Here is a 17,712-nt window from a genome sequence, read left to right as displayed (position 1 = left end):
GTTTGATCACTAAGGGTATTCTACTATTTTTTACGTGGGAAAAGGCTACTCGCCTTCCAGACCATGAATCGGTTTTACCACACCCCAGTTTTTGCAGCTTGGGCATTGCCAATGCAGTTGATACCCAGAAAAACCGCACTGACGGCACTGGAACTGAGGTTTTACCTGAGCCAACTGATCAATCAATTCGTACAAAACTTCAAGATGTTGCTGATTCTGTCCACGAGAGTCTTTCATTTGCAGGTTAATCAGCTCTCGAAAACCCTTTAATGTCGGGTGCGAACGAAGCTGTTCAACCAAAAACATCTCGGCGTATTCTTTATCGTCTTCCATGTAATGCTGAGCCAGCGCCAAAATCAACGCTGCCGATGGCTTCTTCTGATTTTGCTCTTGCAAAAACTTAATAAAACCACTGCCACCCCAAACTCGCTGATAACAATCTTTTAATTGCGGGATGATAATGGAAATGAATTCTGGGTCTTGCTCCGCGACCTGCTTCAGCTCTTTGATCGCATCGCGATAACGCCGTTGGCTGCTCAGCACATTCGCGGCACCCACACTGGCCCGCACGCAGCTGGAGTCGACACCTAGCGCCTGCTTATAATGCTGAAAGGCCTCTTTCCACAGCTCTTTTTTCGAGAAGATTTCAGCCATCTCACAGTGAAAGTGCGCTAAGCGTTTGATTTCTTTCTTCGTGGGGGAATCTTTAATCAGCTCACTGCTAATTTGAATGGCCTTGTCCCAGCTTTGCTCAAACTCATAGAGGTCGACCAGCAAGGTTAGAATTTTCGAATGAAATTCGCTTTTCTTAGACGCGGTTGCCATATTGAGCAACAAACGACTTGCTCGGTCTAATAGGCCCGCCGACATGAAATCGCTGGCCAATTCAAGCTGCACCATGCGCATTTCACGCTGTGTGATTTCTGGACGGGCAAGTAAGTTTTGATGAACGTTGATGGCTTTTTGAATTTCGCCTTTTTTGCGAAACAAATTGCCTAACGTTAAATGGATATCAAACGTATCGGAATTGACTTCTAGGGAATCAACAAAGGCATCAATGGCCTCAGAATGCTGATCATTAAGTAGGTGATTGAGGCCGCGAAAATAGTCTGGCGGCACGCTTTTCTTCTCGCGCTTAGACTTTTTAGCTGGGTTTTTCCGCCCCATTGCCCAGCCTAAAAAAAGCGCAGCAAAAAGAACAATAAACAACCCGACTTCGGTCAACGCCGTTACTCCTTCCCTACTGACAGTTCTTGAGCAAGAGACGCTTTGCGTAAAGTCTCTACCTCATGCTGTACTTTTTCGAGGCGCTTGTTAAGCACTCGAACTTGACGCTCAGAACGAAAATACGTAACAGAGCTCACAATCAGAGCCACGCAGGCACCAATAGTAAAAGAGAGAAGTGTGTATAAAGCGACACTCAATTCAGGTCCTTGCCAAAAAACCAAATCAAGATGGATAAGCTGGGGGTTTTTGATGGCGAAAAACACACCAACGGCAAGGAAAAAGACAATCAGAATTGTAAAAACAACTCTTTTCAGCCATTTAAGCATAAAACAACCCACCAAATTAGAATGGCAACATTATGCCGTGATAGCTAACAAATTTCGAGGCATAAGACGTAAATTAGTTAAGTTCGTTTATCTCGGCATCCGGTAGATTCACCAATTCGCGCAATTCTTTTCCAGGTTTGAAGTGCGGAACGTACTTTGCCGACAGCTCAACAGACTCACCTGTTTTCGGGTTGCGACCCACTCTCGGTGCACGGTAATGCAATGAGAAACTGCCAAAACCTCTGATCTCTATACGCTCACCATTCGACAGAGCATCAGACATATGATCAAGCATTGTCTTAATAGCTTCCTCAACATCCTTCACTGGCAAGTGAGATTGCTGATCAATTAGCAGTTCTATCAGCTCAGATTTTGTCATTCTCGTCTCCGCGACTATATTTTGATCACACTGTAAGACTAGCTAAATCTAGAAAGAAAGCAATAAGTTATAAAGCTTTCGGTCGAATTTAAAGCATTTTTTCTAAAATTTTTGTAAATAAACACAAGTCGATTGCCTCGATAACTGGCGTAGACCTTAGCGAGCTTTTATAATGTCGTCCATATTTAACACCATTGGAAGATAAAACAATGAGCTATAGTAAAATTCCTGCCGGCAAAGACCTACCAAATGACATCAATGTCATCATCGAAATTCCAGCGCAAGCGAGCCCTGTGAAATACGAAGTAGACAAAGACATGGACGCGCTTGTTGTTGACCGCTTCATGACAGCCCCTATGTTCTACCCTGCTAACTACGGCTACGTAAATAACACTTTGGCTGATGACGGCGACCCAGTTGACGTTCTTGTTATCACACCTTACCCAGTAGTCGCAGGTTCTGTTATTCGCTGTCGTCCAGTAGGCGTGTTAAACATGTCTGACGAAGCTGGCATGGACGCAAAATTGGTTGCTGTTCCTCACGAGAAACTGAGCAAAGAATACGGCCACATCCAAGATGTGAACGACATCCCACAATTGCTACGTGATCAAATCGAACACTTCTTCGAAAACTACAAAACGCTTGAAAAAGGCAAATGGGTAAAAGTAGAAGGTTGGGCAAGCGCTGAAGAAGCGAAGAAAGCCCTAGTTGAAGGCGTAGAAGCTTACAACGCTCAGTAATTCACTGTGAGTAACGTGAGACGATTCGCATCTCAATCACCTTGTTACTGATCTAAAAAAACCGATCCTAGGATCGGTTTTTTTGTGTTCTCAATTCAGTAACCCGCTATTCTAAATAGCCAATTATTCTAGAGAGTCTAGGAAACGTTCGGCATCCAGCGCGGCCATACAACCTGTTCCGGCTGACGTAATGGCTTGACGATAAATGTGATCACTCACATCGCCCGCTGCAAATACACCCTCGATACTGGTTTGTGTGGCATTGCCTTGTGAGCCTGTTTGCACTTTAAGGTAGCCGTCTTTCATCTCTAGCTGACCTTGGAAGATGTCTGTGTTCGGCTTATGGCCAATCGCAACAAAGACACCAGCAACCGCTAGATCTTTCTTCTCACCGGTTTGGCTGTTCTTGATACGCACGCCCGTTACGCCGTTGGCATCACCTAGAACTTCATCCAATTCTGAGTACCATTCGATTTTCACATTGCCGTTTTTCGCTTTTTCTAGCAATTTATCCGACAAGATTTTTTCAGAGCGGAATTTATCTCGACGGTGAATCACGGTCACTGTTTTCGCAATGTTCGCTAAATATAGAGCTTCTTCAACAGCGGTATTACCACCACCGATCACAGCAACGTCTTGGTTACGGTAAAAGAAACCATCACAGGTCGCACAAGCAGAAACCCCTTGGCCCATGAATTTGGTTTCACTTTCAAGACCAAGGTACTGAGCGCTGGCACCCGTTGAAATAATCAGCGCATCACAAGTATAAACACCGTCATCGCCTTCTAAACGGAATGGACGGTTATTCAAATCTACTTTGTTAACATGATCAAAAATGATTTCAGTCTCAAAACGCTCAGCGTGCTTACGCATGCGTTCCATTAGTTCAGGACCTTGCACACCTTGATCATCACCTGGCCAGTTGTCTACGTCTGTGGTGGTCGTAAGCTGACCGCCCATTTGCATACCAGTAATCATTACAGGGTTTAAGTTAGCACGAGCCGCATAGACAGCGGCGGTATAACCTGCGGGACCGGATCCCAAAATCATTAATTTAGCGTGTTTCACATCGCTCATGTAATTTGCTCCTGTAAATAAGTGGTTTCTGACGTTTTTTGCCAGATAAAATTCTTGAGGCGAATTCTAACGAATCTGCGCCAAAATGCTTAGCGAAAAATATTAATAACTAAAATAGGGACCTTCTATGGCTTTTCAAGCGCGGCGTTTTCCCACCTAGGCCGTTTGGCTACCGCAAAATGCGCATTCAGGGTCTTGGGTTACACGCATTTCACGCCACCGCCCTTCCATGCCATCAAATAACTTCAGCAAGCCATGCTCTACTCGGCCGCAACCGCTGGCGATCTTGAGTGCGTCCAATGCCTGCAACACCCCCAAAGAACCCACCACAGGCCCTATCACGCCACTTTCGCTGCAACTTAACTGATTGTCAGACATAGAAGGATAAAGGCATTCATAACAAGGAGATGCGTTCTGATCATAGAGAAAGCTAATCAATTGCCCTTCCCAACGAATCGCCGCGGCGCTCACTAACGGTGTCTTTGCGTTGAAGCACGCACGGTGGATACTTTGGCGAGCTTGATAATTGTCTGTGCAATCCAATACCACACTCGCTTTGGTCACAGCCTGAGACAACGGATCCCCTGCTAAATGCTCCGTGATGGCTTGAATACGACTTTCTGAGTTTTTTGCGAGCAATTCCACCTTTGCCGCCTGAGCTTTGTTGCTCCCAAGGTGGCCTTCGTTATAAAGCACTTGTCGCGGTAAATTACTGAGCTCTAGATGGTCGCCATCTGCTAGTATTAATTCACCCACACCGGCACTCGCTAAATAGGTGGCAGCAATATTACCCAAGCCTCCCATGCCGATGACCAAAACCGTCGCACTCGATAAGGCAAGCTGCCCCTCAATATCAAAGTTAGGCAGTAAAAGTTGTCGACTGTATCGATCTAGCTGTGATTCGTTCATTTTTCTCTTACATTTATTTTAGATAACTGCCCGAATGGTCAATGTTTTGATAAAATAAAACCATTAACTTATCAGCGGACAAAAGTATGAAATTCCCAGGTAGACGTAAAATCAAACACTATTTTCCAGTTTCTGAAGCAAAGCCTATTTTGCCTACCTCTGAAGTTCGCCCTGATAAAGACACCTATATTGTCGGGCTAGACGAAACCATTGTCGATGTTATTGCCAATATCTCTGACGATTTTTTAACGACCTTTAACATTCAAAAGGGGTTATCCAATCTGGTCGATGTGGATACCGCATCAGCGATCTACAAAGAGCTGACCGCTCAGCAGAGTATTTCTGATCATTTTGCTGGCGGTACGATCGGCAACACCATTCACAATTATTCGGTTTTAGCCGATGACAAATCCGTACTACTCGGCGTAATGTCTGCCAACATCGCACTGGGCTCCCCTGCTTATCACTACATTTGCCACACCAGCAGCAAGGTCGATATGAACCACTTGCAAGGAGTAAATGGTGACATTGGCCGTGGCATCACCCTTATCACTCCAGATGGCGAGCGCACCTTTGCGATTGCACCTGGCGATATGGACGAACTGAGCCATGAGCATATTCCGGAAGACATTATTGCTGGCGCGGCGGCCTTTGTGAGCTGCGCCTATCCACTACGTCACCAAGGAAAACCCATTAAACAAGCGATGCTGAGCGCCATGGCATACGCCAACAAGCATCACATTCCAACGGTGTTAACGCTTGGTACAAAGCACCTCGTCGACGACCATCGCGATGAGCTGCTTGAGCTGATCAAACGTGATGTCAATGTGTTGGCAATGAACGAGCTGGAAGCGGAAGCACTCACTGGCTTCTCAGACCCGTTGCAAGCCGCCGATGCGATTCTCGACTACGTAGACATGGTTCTGCTCACTGCAGGCCCTGACGGTTTGTATTTGTGTGGCCATACAGAAAACACGCTAAAACGAGAAACCACCAACCCGATAAAATCCGCCGATGTTGCAGATTTCAATCGCTGGGAATTCAGCCGTCCAATGATGCGCCAAGCCTGTGAAAACCCGATTAAGGTATTTTCTCACATTGACCCTTACATGGGTGGCCCTGAGAAAATCCGTAACACCAATGGTGCTGGGGATGGCGCCTTATCGGCGTTACTGCACGACATTTCAGCCAATCATTTTCATCGTGAGGCGCAACCTAACTCCAGCAAACACGCGGCACCTTTCCTTGCCTACTCATCTTTTGCCCAGATTTGTAAATACGCAAACCGTGTGAGTTATGAGATTCTGGCGCAAAGCGCACCTCGTCTTTCCCGCGGCCTACCCGAAAGAGAAGACAGCTTAGAAGAAGCCTACTGGGATCGCTAAACAAGAAAAGCAGACACAAAAAAACCATGCTCAGCATGGTTTTTTTTGGCTCATATTTCGAGCTTAATCGTGATCTATTCGCTTACATGGCTTCGATGCCAAGCGCTTCATTGCGCTCAAACATGCGATCAAGTTCCAGCAAAATAACCAACTCATCGTCTTTTTGGTAAACACCTTGGATAAACTTCAGTGCTTCGTCATTACCGACGCTTGGGCTCTGCTCAATTTCACCTTGGTAGAGGTAAAACACTTCTTGAACAGCGTCCACTAATAGACCAATTTGCTCTCCATCATGCTCAATTATGATGATACGAGTATCATCCGTAATCGTGCATTCTGGCAAACCGAAACGGACACGCGTATCCACTACAGTAACCACATTACCACGTAGATTCACTATGCCTAACACATAAGAAGGCGCACCAGGCACTGGAGCTATTTCACTGTAGCGAAGCACTTCTTTGATTTGTAAAACATTAATGCCGTAAGTTTCATCGATCAATTTAAAGGTAAGATATTGTAGCAATTCACCTTTTTTGCTTTCCGCTAAGGCTTTTCCAGATTCTTTCATAGGCGCCAATTCTGACATGACTTACATCCATATTCGATTTTATTAAAACAATAACGCGGAGCCATCTTATCAATGACTCCGCGTTAAACCTAGCTCAGAGAGACTCGACTATTAACTGTCTTGTTCAATACCAACAATCGTCCAGTTGCCTTTCTCATCCGACATGTTCTTTTCCAAATGCCAAACTTCATTGGTATCAGAAGTCTGATCACCTTCTTTGATCCAGCCTGAGAATTTTAGCGAGATGGACGCAATAGAGCCAATAAACTCACCACGTACAAGCTCAACCATCAATGAAATCACTTCAGTACGAGGCATATTCTCACCATGCTTCGCTCTTTCTTCTTGAAGCATGACAAAAAGGTCTGCACTGACGTAGCTGCGAATTTCATCAAAGTCGTTATTGTCCCATGCTTTTTGCAAAGCGATGTAATGGTTTTTCGCTTCCGCAACAAACGCTTGTTCATTAAAGCCCGGTGGCAGTTGAAACTCTGGCTGACCACCAAAACCTGGCACGCCAGACATAGGCGATGGCGTAAACTGATCACGCGTCGAAGTCGGTGTTTCACGGTTCATAGTAGTACCGTAACCAGCGGCTTGAGCCTGTGCTGCACGACGCTTTGGCGCGATGAAAAACTTATAGATCAAGAAGCCAATCACTGCGAATAATAAAATGTCGCCGAATGAAATGCCGTCAAATGCGCCACTGCCCATCAAGGCAGCAAAAATACCACCTGCCAACAAACCACCCAGTAAACCGCCGCCTAGGCCGCCAAGAAAACCACTTTTCTTAGGCGCTGTGGTATTCGTCGCTTTAGGGATAGTAGATGTGTTGCTGCTTTTAGATTTAGAAAAAGAAAAACTTTTCCCGAAGCTCTTACCGCCGCCAAATTTTTTCGCTTGAACGTCAGCACTAAAACCACCAACCCCCATCGCTAAAACAAACGCCATTAACATGGCATATACAGTCGATTTCACAAAACTCTCCAATTTATTTGAAATTTACAAGACCCACGGCATTGCGAAGGTCTGAAATGAATCCACGCACACGAGCTCGTGCTTTTTCTGCACCAGCTTGAAGAATTTCTTCAACCTGAGCAGGATTCGCCATCAGTTCTAGATATTTTTCACGAGGCTCAGCTAGTTGACCATTGATCAACTCAAAAAGTTCCTTCTTCGCTTGGCCCCAAGCAATACCATCTGCAAATTTCTGACGCATTTCAGCGGTTTGTTCCGGTGTGGCAAACGCTTTATAGATATCAAACACAGTAGAGTCGTTTGGATCTTTCGCTTCGCCTGGCTCTAATAAGTTGGTTTTGATTTTATTAATGCCTTTTTGAAGCTTTTTCTCAGTATCAAAAAGAGGAATCGTGTTGTTGTAACTCTTACTCATTTTGCGGCCGTCTAAGCCTTTCAAAATCGAGCCTTCTTCACCAACAACCGCTTCAGGTAAGGTAAAGTGCTGGCCGAACAAGTGGTTAAAACGGCCTGCGATATCACGCGCCATTTCAATGTGCTGAATTTGGTCACGACCCACAGGCACTTTATTGGCATTAAACGCCAAAATATCCGCCGCCATTAACACTGGGTAGCAGAACAAGCCCATGGTGATGCCAAAATCAGGGTCTTGGCTATCGGCAAGATTGGCGTCTACTGCCCCTTTGTAGGCGTGCGCTCGGTTCATCAAACCTTTTGAAGTAACACAAGTCAGTAGCCAGTTCAGTTCAGCAATTTCTGGAATATCGGATTGACGGTAAAATGTCGCTTTGTCTGTGTCCAAGCCACACGCTAGCCAGGTCGCGGCAATCTCTTGGCGAGATTGTTGAACACGTGCTGGATCTTGGCATTTGATCAAAGCATGGTAATCCGCCATAAAAAAGTAAGCATCCGTGTTGTCTTGACGGCTTGCTTCAATTGCAGGACGAATAGCACCCACGTAGTTGCCTAAGTGTGGTGTACCTGAAGTTGTAATACCGGTTAAAACAATTTCTTTTGCCATTACTGCTACTACTCTCTTTCTACTGTATTTAGTGTCGAAATTTACGCTTACCCTACCATAAAAGAATCACAGCAAGAATCTTACAAAAGCCTTATATTGCCTTTCTAACGTATTGGACAATGAAGTTTTCTATTAATGGTGCCAAATATTCTATTATCAAGCGCTTAGCCAAAGTTCATCCGGCAAACCTGAGTTACGCTGAATCCGAGATTGAGCGGCCGCAGTCACCAAATGCGCGGCGCCCCACAGGGTAAAATCCTGCTTCGCCCGAGTGATTCCTGTGTAGATCAACTCTCGCGTTAACACAGGCGATGGCGTCAATGGCAACAACAAGGCAACACGCTCGAACTCCGAGCCTTGTGATTTATGAACCGTCATCGCAAACACCACTTCAAACGCACTCAAACGACTTGGTAACAAGCCCGTAAATGAGCCATCTGGCTGCATAAACCAGACTCGTAAACGCTGAGATTCATCCGGCATGCATAAGCCAATATCACCATTAAACAACCCTAGGCTGGCGTCATTACGCGTCAGCATGACGGCTTTTCCTGGGTACCAAACATGCGGATCTTTGACTCGCCCACGCTGATAAAAATACAACTCAAGCTGTTTATTCACTTGCTCAACGCCGAATTCACCCTGACGCACAGCGGTCAGGATTTGATAACGAGAAAAAGCGGCATAAAGCGACACTATGTCCTTTTGCTGCCGTACTGCGTCCCAGTAGTCATCATAGCCCTTGGCTAAGGTCGCGATGTCCGGCTTGGTTTGCTGTTCGGTGGGCACCTGCCAATGCACATCACGAGGATTGTTTTGCAGTTGATAAATGGCATCTTGGGCGTTGCCTGCGTTCATGGCTTTGGCTAAATGCCCTATCCCACTGTTCGCGTCAAAACGATAACTGGTGCGCAATAGGGTCAATGAGCGACTGATCAGCGGCGCTTCAGGGTTCGCAAACTGACTCACGTTTTCGCCCGTTAAGCGGGTCAAGCGCTGCGCCCAATCCGCCTGAAAATAGGCACTTTCAATGCCTAACGACAAATCCCCCAACACACTGCCCGCTTCCACCGAGGCCAACTGATCTTTATCGCCCAGCAAAATAAGCCGCGCGTGCGGTGGCAAGGCGTCAATCAGCTTCGCCATCATAGGCAAATCCACCATGGACACTTCATCCACCAGCAACACATCCAAATGCAGCGGATTGTCTCTATTGTGCTTAAAACGACTGCGGCCGAAGTCACTGCCGAGCAAGCGATGCAGTGTGCTTGCTTGTTCGGGAATGGCCGCTTTAATGTCTTCTTCTAGAGGTAACGAACGTTTGGCATTTGCAATCGACTCAGTCAAACGTGCTGCCGCTTTTCCGGTAGGCGCCGCCAGCTCTATTCTTAATACCTTGCCTTGCGCCGCCGATTGCGACACCAACAAAGCCAGAAGTTTGGTAACTGTGGTGGTTTTCCCTGTACCTGGACCACCACTAATCACAGAAAATGGCAGACTGGCCGCATTAGCGACCGCGACTTTTTGCCAATCTACCGTGTCTGATTTGTTGGGAAACAATCGATCAATAATCGCCGCGTCAGGTTCAAAAGGCGTCGCGCCAGCATGGTGTTTAAGATAAGAAAGCACTTGCTGCTCGTATTGAAAATAACGATACAAATACAAGCGAGTGCCACTTAATACCATCGGTTTTTCCGTCAATGGCAGCGCTAGGCTCACCAACTGACTTTGCTTTAGCGCATCGCACCAGTCTGCAACCGAATGCACACCGCTCGCGGCCAATGCCGCTTTTAATTCCGTGACAGCCAAGCCTTCTGGTGGCTTTTTCCAAAGTGACACCAAGTCGATGCAAATATGCCCAGCCCCCAAATACGCACTGCACAAAGCCCCCGCGATATGCACCGCATCATTTGACTCGTTCACGTGGTGCGCCAACTGTTCGATCCACTGGCGGTCAATCGCCCGCAACACCCCTTGCTCTTGCCATGCCATTAAAGGGGGATTGGAGGTTGGCTCTGCCTGCGCTAATAAATCCAATTGATTAGAAAAGTCCAAGCTGCCCTTCCTCCTGCGATAGTTCACCGGCAAACAATTGATCCAGTGCTTCAACATGCGCCTTAGACAAGCGCGAATTGAAAATACCGGTCTTTTGCCCTGGCGTCATACCCCGTAAAAATAAATACACCACACCGCCAACGTGGGTGTCGTAGTCATAATTTGGCAGGCGCTGTTTCAGCAAACGATGCAATGCCAAGGTATAAAGTTGATACTGTAAATCGTATCTGTGGTCCGCAATCGCGTGCTCAATCGCATCGTTTTGATAGTCCGTGAAATCATCACCTAAATGGTTCGACTTATAATCCAGCACGTAATAACGTCCTTGCCACTCGAAAAGCAAATCGATAAAGCCTTTGAGCATTCCCTTTAACGGGCGATCTTGAATACTTGGCGCCGACCGAGAAACCCTATCATGCTCACGAGCAATGCGATCTAACTGCAGAGCGTTCATGCCATTCACCGGCATAAAGAATTCCAGCTCCTTGCGACACGCCGACACAGGAAGATCCCCCAGACACACGCCTTCTATCAATTCAGTATTAACAATGTCGACCAACCAATCGTTCAATACAGAACGCCACTCACCAAACCCTTGGCGCTCATAAAATGCTTCCATATTGGTTTGGTAGCTCAACTTCAACAAGTCTCTAAAACTGGGGTCATTGACGACGTCTTGAATGCCTTTACCTTCAAGCGTGTCATGTAAGAAAGTCCCAGGCTTAGCGCCACGCGGAAAACTAAAGCGGTTCTGCTCTGGTTCTGCCGAAGCATCAACCAGCAAAGACGCGTCTTCTAGTGCCTCTTCAAGGGGGTCTTGAAGGCGCGTCATTTCATCCAAACCTGGCAGGCTTTCATCGTTTTGTTCCGTGGCTTCCACCACCAAAGAAGAATAACTGCCCACCCACCAATCTCGCTCCACACGACCATTAAAGCGGCGTGCTTGAGGTTCGTTATGGCGAACTTCGAGCATTTTAAAACGTGGTAATTCGGGTGCTTCATTGGGCAAGTCCACCAGACTCATTTTCCCGTCCAGATGACGACCCACTAAGCGCCCAATAGTCGGTACTAATCCCCCTGCCTCAAGGGACTCACCTTCACATAGCAAGGCGCCAACACCGCTCAAATGCACATCACAAATCGCCTCTCGGGATTTGGTCGCTCCCTTGCCAACTTCCATACAACCAATAAAGCAGGCTTCTTTTGATCGTGTTAACGCCACATACGCCAAGCGAATTTCCGCGGCGTACAATTCTTCTTTATGGCGTTCAGATTCTTCTTCGTCTGGGTCGATGGAGATCCACAATTGTTGCTGATCGTCATGATAAAGCGCGGATTTGCCTCGATCTTGAAATGGCGTCAAAGCAAACGGCAAATACACAATCGGGTATTCCAATCCCTTACTTTTGTGAATCGTCACAATACGCACCAACTCGGCGTCGGTTTCTAAACGAATTTTTTGTTCGTCACTGTCGCCATTGGGGTTTTGAATGGCCAAACGCAAATAACGCAACACACCTTCTTTGGAGTCCAGTTCTAGGGATTTTTGCTGCAGTTTTTCGGTGAGGTGCAAAAAGTCAGTTAACTTACGCTCGCCGCCAATCTGTCTCAACATATGAGTGGCGAGATCCACGTCCGTCATAAACTCGCGCAACATGGGCAACAAACCTTGGGTTTCCCATAATTCCAAATAGTACTGGAAAGACTGCACCCATTTTTCATACACCACATCATCGTGATTGAGCGTATCCAGCTCTTCTAATGACCACTCCACTAGACTGGTCGCTAACGCCGAACGCATCTTACTTTCTTGGGCGTTGGACAAAATCGCCGTCAGCACAATTAATAATTCTCGCGCTTCGACGGTTTCAAACACCGAACCTTTATCACTCAAGTACACACTGGGAATGCCACGCTGACGCAAAGCATCTTTCAGTGCATTGGCTTGGCTAAAATTGGTCACCAGCAAGGCCACGTCTTTTGGCCGCACACCGCGCTCACCGATCAATGCCTCTCCACTTTGCCCTTCTAACAAAATGCGGTGCAAATGCGCGGCGCACGCCTCGGCCATGGCAGCACGGTATTGCGCACTCGAAATCGGCTCATCGCTTTGCTGATACAAAAACTGCAACGCCGGTTGTCCCGTTCCATGACGAGAAAATTGCCCAGCCACGCCGCGGTCTTGCACTTCAACAAACGGAATACCCGCCACACGAAACGGCGCCTCATGGGTGGTAAACAAGGCATTCACTGACTGAATCATGGCCGCAGATGAACGGTAATTGGTCGCCAAGGAATACACGCTGTCGACCCTTTGTTTGGCGGCCAAATAGGTATAAATATCCGCGCCACGAAACGCATAAATGGCTTGTTTTGGGTCGCCGATCATAATCAGCCCCAATTGGTTTTGCGTTGTATTAGCTGGCTGGTATACCGTTGAAAAAATTCGATATTGCACAGCGTCCGTGTCTTGGAATTCGTCGATCAAAGCAATCGGATACAAGTGACGAATACGTTCCGCCAGCTTACCTGCTTCGTCTTGCCCTAACGCCACATCCAATGAGGTCAACAAATCGGTAAAGGTCAACGACTGGGTGCTGCGCTTCCACTGTGCCATGCGTTCTTGGGTTTTGACCCAAAGTTGCTGCAACAAGACGGCCTTTAAGCGCCCCGCGTCAGGAAAGGATTCTCTTAGTGCTTGTACCGAGGCAAAAAACGGATGCGCTGGCAGCTCGCCATTTTTACTCAAACGCGTGGCGTGCTCACTGGAGTCGAATTTCTCAAGGCTTTTGTCCAATTCAAAACGCGTCGAATTGGCCCATTGGGTCATCGCCAGAATGTCTTTTGACGGATCTTTGCGCCAGAAAGTACGCTTAATACCGCTTTGCTCTAGCGCCTCTATAATGTCTTGGGCTTGCTCGCGCCAAGTGGCTCGCACTTTTTCAATGGCTTGCTGAGATTCGGCTAAAGCGGTTTCCCAGTCGTAATTGGGCGACACCAATTTTGCGTCTGGCTGGTTTTGCAATAACGACAAATCTTTTTGCAAGGCGTCCGGTGAAGACCAAATGGGCTTAATTAACGCCGCTTTACTGTCGTCTAGCGGGTAAAACTCACTGCGCCAAACGTCTTTCACCGCCATCGACAAGGGGGCTTGTTCATCGGTTTCTATGGTCTGTTGAAACAGCATGCGACTTTCAAACGCATTCTGGCTCAGCATACGCTGACAAAAGCCATGAATGGTAAAAACCGCCGCTTCGTCCATTTGTTTTTCGGCGTAGAGTAACTTTTCAATCGCGTCAGACTCTTGATCAGCGTTCATACCCGCTAACCAGTCTTTTAGAAATACGTCGTTTGTTGTGCCCATCATCAAGGCTTTACGGGCCACTCGAATACGGCCACGAATACGCGCTTTAAGCTCAGCGGTGGCCGCTTCGGTAAAGGTCACAACCAATATCTGATCGACGGTCAGCGGCTGCTCTAAATCTCCAGGCTGCCCCGTCGGCACCAATAAGCGCAAATACAAATTGGCAATGGTATAGGTTTTACCTGTCCCTGCGCTGGCTTCGATTAAGCGTTTTCCAAACAAGGGAAAGGTCAATGCATCCAGCAATTGCACCGATGCGTCTGTCGTTACTGGGGTCACAGCAGAGCCTGCTGTCTGCGTCATGTTACTCATTCAAACAACTCCAAGTGGCGGTGCATCGGCAGCCAAATCATTTCACATAACTGAGTAAATCGGTCTCGCTGCTCAAGCAAAGAAGGGAAATAGCGTTGCCAATAAGCATCCTCGACCTCGCTGCTGCTAAACGCACTGCTGCTGTCTTGGTAAATTTTAAGCGCTTGCTGCCATGCAGCCTCTTCGTCTTCAGCGGTTTTTGAGGAGCAATAGCTTTTACACCAAGCATCAGCGCTTTTCGACGGCAGAGGAATCGGCTCACACAAACCTTGTTGTAGTAAGGTGGTGATTTGCGATAAATGCGTTTTGGCTTCATCGGGGGCCACTATGATGAAGCCATGCTGTGTAACCTTGCCGTTTTTCGCCAAGTTCACAAGATGATGCTGCTTTGGCGAGCCTTGTGCGCACAGCGCCAAATGCTCTATCCAGGTTTGCATTTTTTGATGGGCGGAAAGATCCCCAATACGATACGACAAACGCGTCGTTGGAGTGTCTAATGTTAGCCAGCCCTGCAAAGCAATCGCACCGATGTTAATGCTCACTTCAAGCGGAGCGCAAGCTTCAAGGGCGTAACCTTGTAACACCTGAATAAGCTGACGACACTGATCTTGGTATTGCTGCAAAGATAACCGACCAAAAGCGCCATAAGGCAACACCCCCATCAAGGGCAAGCGCTTAAAAAAGGTGTCTTCATCGCCCTGCAGCAAAGCCTCAAGCATGTCTTCTCGTAGCAAATAGCCTGATAAGCCTTCTAAGGTAAACGGCTCGTCTTCAAACTCTTCCTCTTCACGTAAGCTCAAAAAGGCTTTTAATCGACGCTGGGTAAAATAGCGTGCCGGATTGCCAACAAACCGAGATAGCTCTTCAAGAGGCAGCTCAGCCCGTGTGCTTTCTTGCGCCGCGAGAGGTGACATTAATGGCTTATCCACTTCGATCTGAGAGGCCAATAGCGCGGGCAACCATTGCTCGCTGTAACTGTACAAACGCGCGTCTTGCTGATAGTAGCTTTCATTAAAAGGCTGCAACGGATGCTCAACAATCAGTTTTGCCAAAAACGCCTCTTGTGCCTCTTCAGGCGGCAATATTTCATCCCCGACAAAGACACAACTTTGCGCCATGTATTCGAGCAATTCACTGACTAAAATCGATGGGTTCTTCTCGCTATTATCTCGAATGCTCTTGCCGACGTAACTCAGGTAGAAGCATTCTCGCGCCGACATCAAGGCTTCCAAAAAGAGGTATTTGTCGTCTTCACGGCGGCTACGATCACCGCTACGATAATCCCCTACCATCAGATCAAAGCCCATTGGGGCGACGCTTCTCGGGTAATCCCCTTCATTCAAGCCCAATACACAAATGACTTTAAACGGCACCGAGCGCATCGGCATCAAAGTGCAAAAATTGATTCTTCCCGCAAGGAAGCGTTGCCCACCTTGGGCTTCTTGCAACATGGGGGTGAGCAACTGTCGAATGACCTGCTGCTCTAATTTGTCCGTAAAATAGGCGTGCTGCCATTGCAAGGTTAAGGTGTCTAATTGCTTGCTCAACAACGCAGGAAAACTGTCGTCTTCCTCGACCAAAAAGAACTGTTCACTTAACGAGTAAAGCATCTCAACCCATTCTTTCGGCGTGAGCGACGCTTGCAAACCTTGTTGCGCTTTATTAATGGCCGATAAAAATTCGGCTAACTTACCAGCAACCGCCGCTTCTAAGCCTTCAACGTCGCCATAGCTTAACGTGTTTTCCCAGATGTGATCGTGACCCATGGCGTAACCCAATAACATACGACGCACGCCATTTAGCCAAGTATGTGACTCTTGAGCGGGTAATGAATGGTGCTCCGCCGTGTGAGCATCTAGCCCCCAACGGATACCCACCTCAGTAGACCATTGTCGAATGCGCTCTAGCTCTTGCGCGGTCAGCTCGAACTTCGCCAATACCGCCGGCACTTCCAGCACACTGATCAACTCAGACAAAGTGAAACGACTGTCGCCCAAGCCTAATAAATACAAATAGGCATCGACAATTGGGTTTTCCATACCACCGGATTGGTCAATCAAGGCAAAGGGGATTTTTTTGCGCCCTTGAGCACCCGCTTTTGTACCGCCAAAAACAGCTTTAACAAACGGGCTATAGGTGTTCACATCGGGCAACATCACTATGATGTCTTTCGGTGTCAGGCTAGGGTCGCGCTCAAACATATCCAACAACTGATCATGCAAGACTTCCACTTCACGCAGCGGACTGTGACACAAATGCACTCGCACACTGTGATCATCGAGCACAATAGGATGTCGATACTCGGCGCTCTCAATCTCAGGATTGCGTTCTTCCGCCGAGCCGTGGTTTTCCAGTGTCAGTACATCTTGCTGAACCCACTGCAACAAACCATGATTCGGCTCGCTATGGTAATCCTCAAAGACTTCCAATTCGCCATCGGCCATTTCTTGCAATTGAGCAATATAGTCACGGCCCAATCGTCCCCAGCTTGCCAACAACGGGTTCGCATCCAAATGCAGGGTATCCATGCTGAGCCCAGGCTTTAGGGTTTGACGCTTAATAATGCGGCCAAGGTAATGTTTGTCGACCACGTCTCCCCAGTAAAAGCGGCAAGGGTTTTGCAAAAAGAGATGCATCTCAATCCAGCCAGACGACGCCAATACACGCAATGATTCCAGTGTGTTTGGCGGCAAAGAAGACACCCCAAAAATAAAAATTCGCTTCGGCATATCAGCAGGGCGAGTTTGTGACTTAGTCGCATCGGCCAGCGCTTCTATCAAGTTGCCACGATGGTATAAGGACTCACCTTGTTGGCTAATGTCTGCCACTAAATCCTGCCATAAAATGGCTTGCCATGGCTGCTGGTCAAACAAAGTAGCTAACTTTTCATCATGAAGGTCACCGCTTTCCCATGCTTTAATCCAATCGGGACGGTACACCAAGTATTGGTCGTAAATATCCGCAATGCTGCTACACAACTGAAAACGTCGAACTTGGCTGTCGTCGTCTTGTAAGTACCAACTCAACGATTGAAACGCTTCTTCTTGTAAGCGCGCGTCCAACAGGCGCATCAAACGCCATACTAAAAAGGGCTTGTTGAATTCACTCTGCCCTGGGATATCCGATAAGGTTTGCGCAAAGCTGTGCCAAACAAAAGTAGAAGGCAATGGAAAGGTTAACCCAGCGGCAATGCTATGAGACTGGGCAATCGACATTTTAAGCCATTGCGCCATGCCAGGGTTTTGCACAAGAATGTGTTCGTCTTCAAAGGGGTTTTGCGGCGGAGAAAGCGCCAATATTTTTGCCAGCAGAACCGCTAAGTCTTCAAGGCGGTTGCCTGTATAGAGCTGAAACATGCACGAATCCTT

Annotated in this window: 13 protein-coding genes; 2 read left to right on the top strand and 11 right to left on the bottom strand. The window is 47.4% G+C overall.

Annotation, left to right across the window (positions count from 1 at the left end; genetic code table 11):
* Positions 1 to 45: 45 nt before the first annotated feature.
* The 3 genes from lapB to ihfB all read right to left on the bottom strand — a co-directional run bounded on the left by lapB (position 46) and on the right by ihfB (position 1,950).
* On the bottom strand, positions 46 to 1,224 hold the full coding sequence (gene lapB, locus E0D71_RS08635) for a lipopolysaccharide assembly protein LapB (protein ID WP_133002908.1): 1,179 nt from the start codon (positions 1,222 to 1,224) through the stop codon (positions 46 to 48).
* Positions 1,225 to 1,229: 5 nt separating this feature from the next.
* Positions 1,230 to 1,553 carry a LapA family protein gene (locus E0D71_RS08630; RefSeq protein ID WP_133002907.1) on the bottom strand — a complete coding sequence of 108 codons (324 nt, stop codon included), beginning with the start codon at positions 1,551 to 1,553 and terminating at the stop codon, positions 1,230 to 1,232.
* Between the two features lie 73 nt (positions 1,554 to 1,626).
* Positions 1,627 to 1,950, bottom strand: coding sequence for an integration host factor subunit beta (gene ihfB / locus E0D71_RS08625; protein WP_279433443.1), 324 nt, complete (start codon positions 1,948 to 1,950; stop codon positions 1,627 to 1,629).
* A 191-nt stretch (positions 1,951 to 2,141) separates the two neighbouring features.
* Between ihfB and ppa the strand changes: the two genes are divergently transcribed.
* A complete protein-coding gene (gene ppa, locus E0D71_RS08620; protein WP_133002905.1) occupies positions 2,142 to 2,672 on the top strand; it encodes an inorganic diphosphatase in 531 nt (176 codons plus the stop codon).
* A gap of 123 nt (positions 2,673 to 2,795) precedes the next feature.
* On the opposite strand, the gene trxB is transcribed toward ppa, so the two are convergent.
* Positions 2,796 to 3,749 carry a thioredoxin-disulfide reductase gene (gene trxB / locus E0D71_RS08615; protein WP_133002904.1) on the bottom strand — a complete coding sequence of 318 codons (954 nt, stop codon included), beginning with the start codon at positions 3,747 to 3,749 and terminating at the stop codon, positions 2,796 to 2,798.
* Positions 3,750 to 3,905: 156 nt separating this feature from the next.
* Complete coding sequence (moeB, locus tag E0D71_RS08610) at positions 3,906 to 4,658, bottom strand: molybdopterin-synthase adenylyltransferase MoeB (protein WP_133002903.1); 753 nt, start codon at positions 4,656 to 4,658, stop codon at positions 3,906 to 3,908.
* An 86-nt stretch (positions 4,659 to 4,744) separates the two neighbouring features.
* Here moeB and E0D71_RS08605 point away from each other — a divergent pair, with 86 nt between their 5' ends.
* Positions 4,745 to 6,043, top strand: coding sequence for an inosine/guanosine kinase (locus E0D71_RS08605; protein ID WP_133002902.1), 1,299 nt, complete (start codon positions 4,745 to 4,747; stop codon positions 6,041 to 6,043).
* 82 nt (positions 6,044 to 6,125) lie between these two features.
* On the opposite strand, the gene E0D71_RS08600 is transcribed toward E0D71_RS08605, so the two are convergent.
* From E0D71_RS08600 to recC, 6 genes are all read right to left on the bottom strand, one after another.
* Complete coding sequence (locus E0D71_RS08600) at positions 6,126 to 6,614, bottom strand: chemotaxis protein CheW (protein ID WP_133003340.1); 489 nt, start codon at positions 6,612 to 6,614, stop codon at positions 6,126 to 6,128.
* A 111-nt stretch (positions 6,615 to 6,725) separates the two neighbouring features.
* Positions 6,726 to 7,592: a Tim44-like domain-containing protein gene (locus E0D71_RS08595; protein WP_133002901.1), complete on the bottom strand. Its 867-nt coding sequence runs from the start codon at positions 7,590 to 7,592 to the stop codon at positions 6,726 to 6,728.
* A gap of 13 nt (positions 7,593 to 7,605) precedes the next feature.
* A complete protein-coding gene (locus tag E0D71_RS08590) occupies positions 7,606 to 8,613 on the bottom strand; it encodes a tryptophan--tRNA ligase (protein WP_133002900.1) in 1,008 nt (335 codons plus the stop codon).
* Positions 8,614 to 8,769: 156 nt separating this feature from the next.
* On the bottom strand, positions 8,770 to 10,668 hold the full coding sequence (gene recD / locus E0D71_RS08585; protein WP_243711997.1) for an exodeoxyribonuclease V subunit alpha: 1,899 nt from the start codon (positions 10,666 to 10,668) through the stop codon (positions 8,770 to 8,772).
* Positions 10,655 to 14,344 carry an exodeoxyribonuclease V subunit beta gene (gene recB / locus E0D71_RS08580; protein ID WP_243711995.1) on the bottom strand — a complete coding sequence of 1,230 codons (3,690 nt, stop codon included), beginning with the start codon at positions 14,342 to 14,344 and terminating at the stop codon, positions 10,655 to 10,657. The genes recD and recB overlap by 14 nt, the downstream gene beginning before the upstream one ends.
* Positions 14,341 to 17,700, bottom strand: coding sequence for an exodeoxyribonuclease V subunit gamma (recC, locus tag E0D71_RS08575; protein WP_133002899.1), 3,360 nt, complete (start codon positions 17,698 to 17,700; stop codon positions 14,341 to 14,343). The genes recB and recC overlap by 4 nt, the downstream gene beginning before the upstream one ends.
* Positions 17,701 to 17,712 lie beyond the last annotated feature (12 nt).

The organism is Marinomonas sp. KMM3893, assembly GCF_004352855.1.
Taxonomy (GTDB): Bacteria; Pseudomonadota; Gammaproteobacteria; order Pseudomonadales; family Marinomonadaceae; genus Marinomonas; species Marinomonas arenicola.
Note: the sequence above shows the minus strand (reverse complement) of the source record. Positions and strands in the feature narration are given on the sequence as shown.

What these genes read in the sequence shown, in the direction of transcription:
- E0D71_RS08630 (WP_133002907.1), bottom strand. Translation starts at nt 1,553, where the DNA reads ATGCTTAAATGGCTGAAAAGAGTTGTTTTTACAATTCTGATTGTCTTT.
- ppa (WP_133002905.1), top strand. Translation starts at nt 2,142, where the DNA reads ATGAGCTATAGTAAAATTCCTGCCGGCAAAGACCTACCAAATGACATC.
- trxB (WP_133002904.1), bottom strand. Translation starts at nt 3,749, where the DNA reads ATGAGCGATGTGAAACACGCTAAATTAATGATTTTGGGATCCGGTCCC.
- moeB (WP_133002903.1), bottom strand. Translation starts at nt 4,658, where the DNA reads ATGAACGAATCACAGCTAGATCGATACAGTCGACAACTTTTACTGCCT.
- E0D71_RS08605 (WP_133002902.1), top strand. Translation starts at nt 4,745, where the DNA reads ATGAAATTCCCAGGTAGACGTAAAATCAAACACTATTTTCCAGTTTCT.
- E0D71_RS08600 (WP_133003340.1), bottom strand. Translation starts at nt 6,614, where the DNA reads ATGAAAGAATCTGGAAAAGCCTTAGCGGAAAGCAAAAAAGGTGAATTG.
- E0D71_RS08590 (WP_133002900.1), bottom strand. Translation starts at nt 8,613, where the DNA reads ATGGCAAAAGAAATTGTTTTAACCGGTATTACAACTTCAGGTACACCA.
- recB (WP_243711995.1), bottom strand. Translation starts at nt 14,344, where the DNA reads ATGAGTAACATGACGCAGACAGCAGGCTCTGCTGTGACCCCAGTAACG.
- recC (WP_133002899.1), bottom strand. Translation starts at nt 17,700, where the DNA reads ATGTTTCAGCTCTATACAGGCAACCGCCTTGAAGACTTAGCGGTTCTG.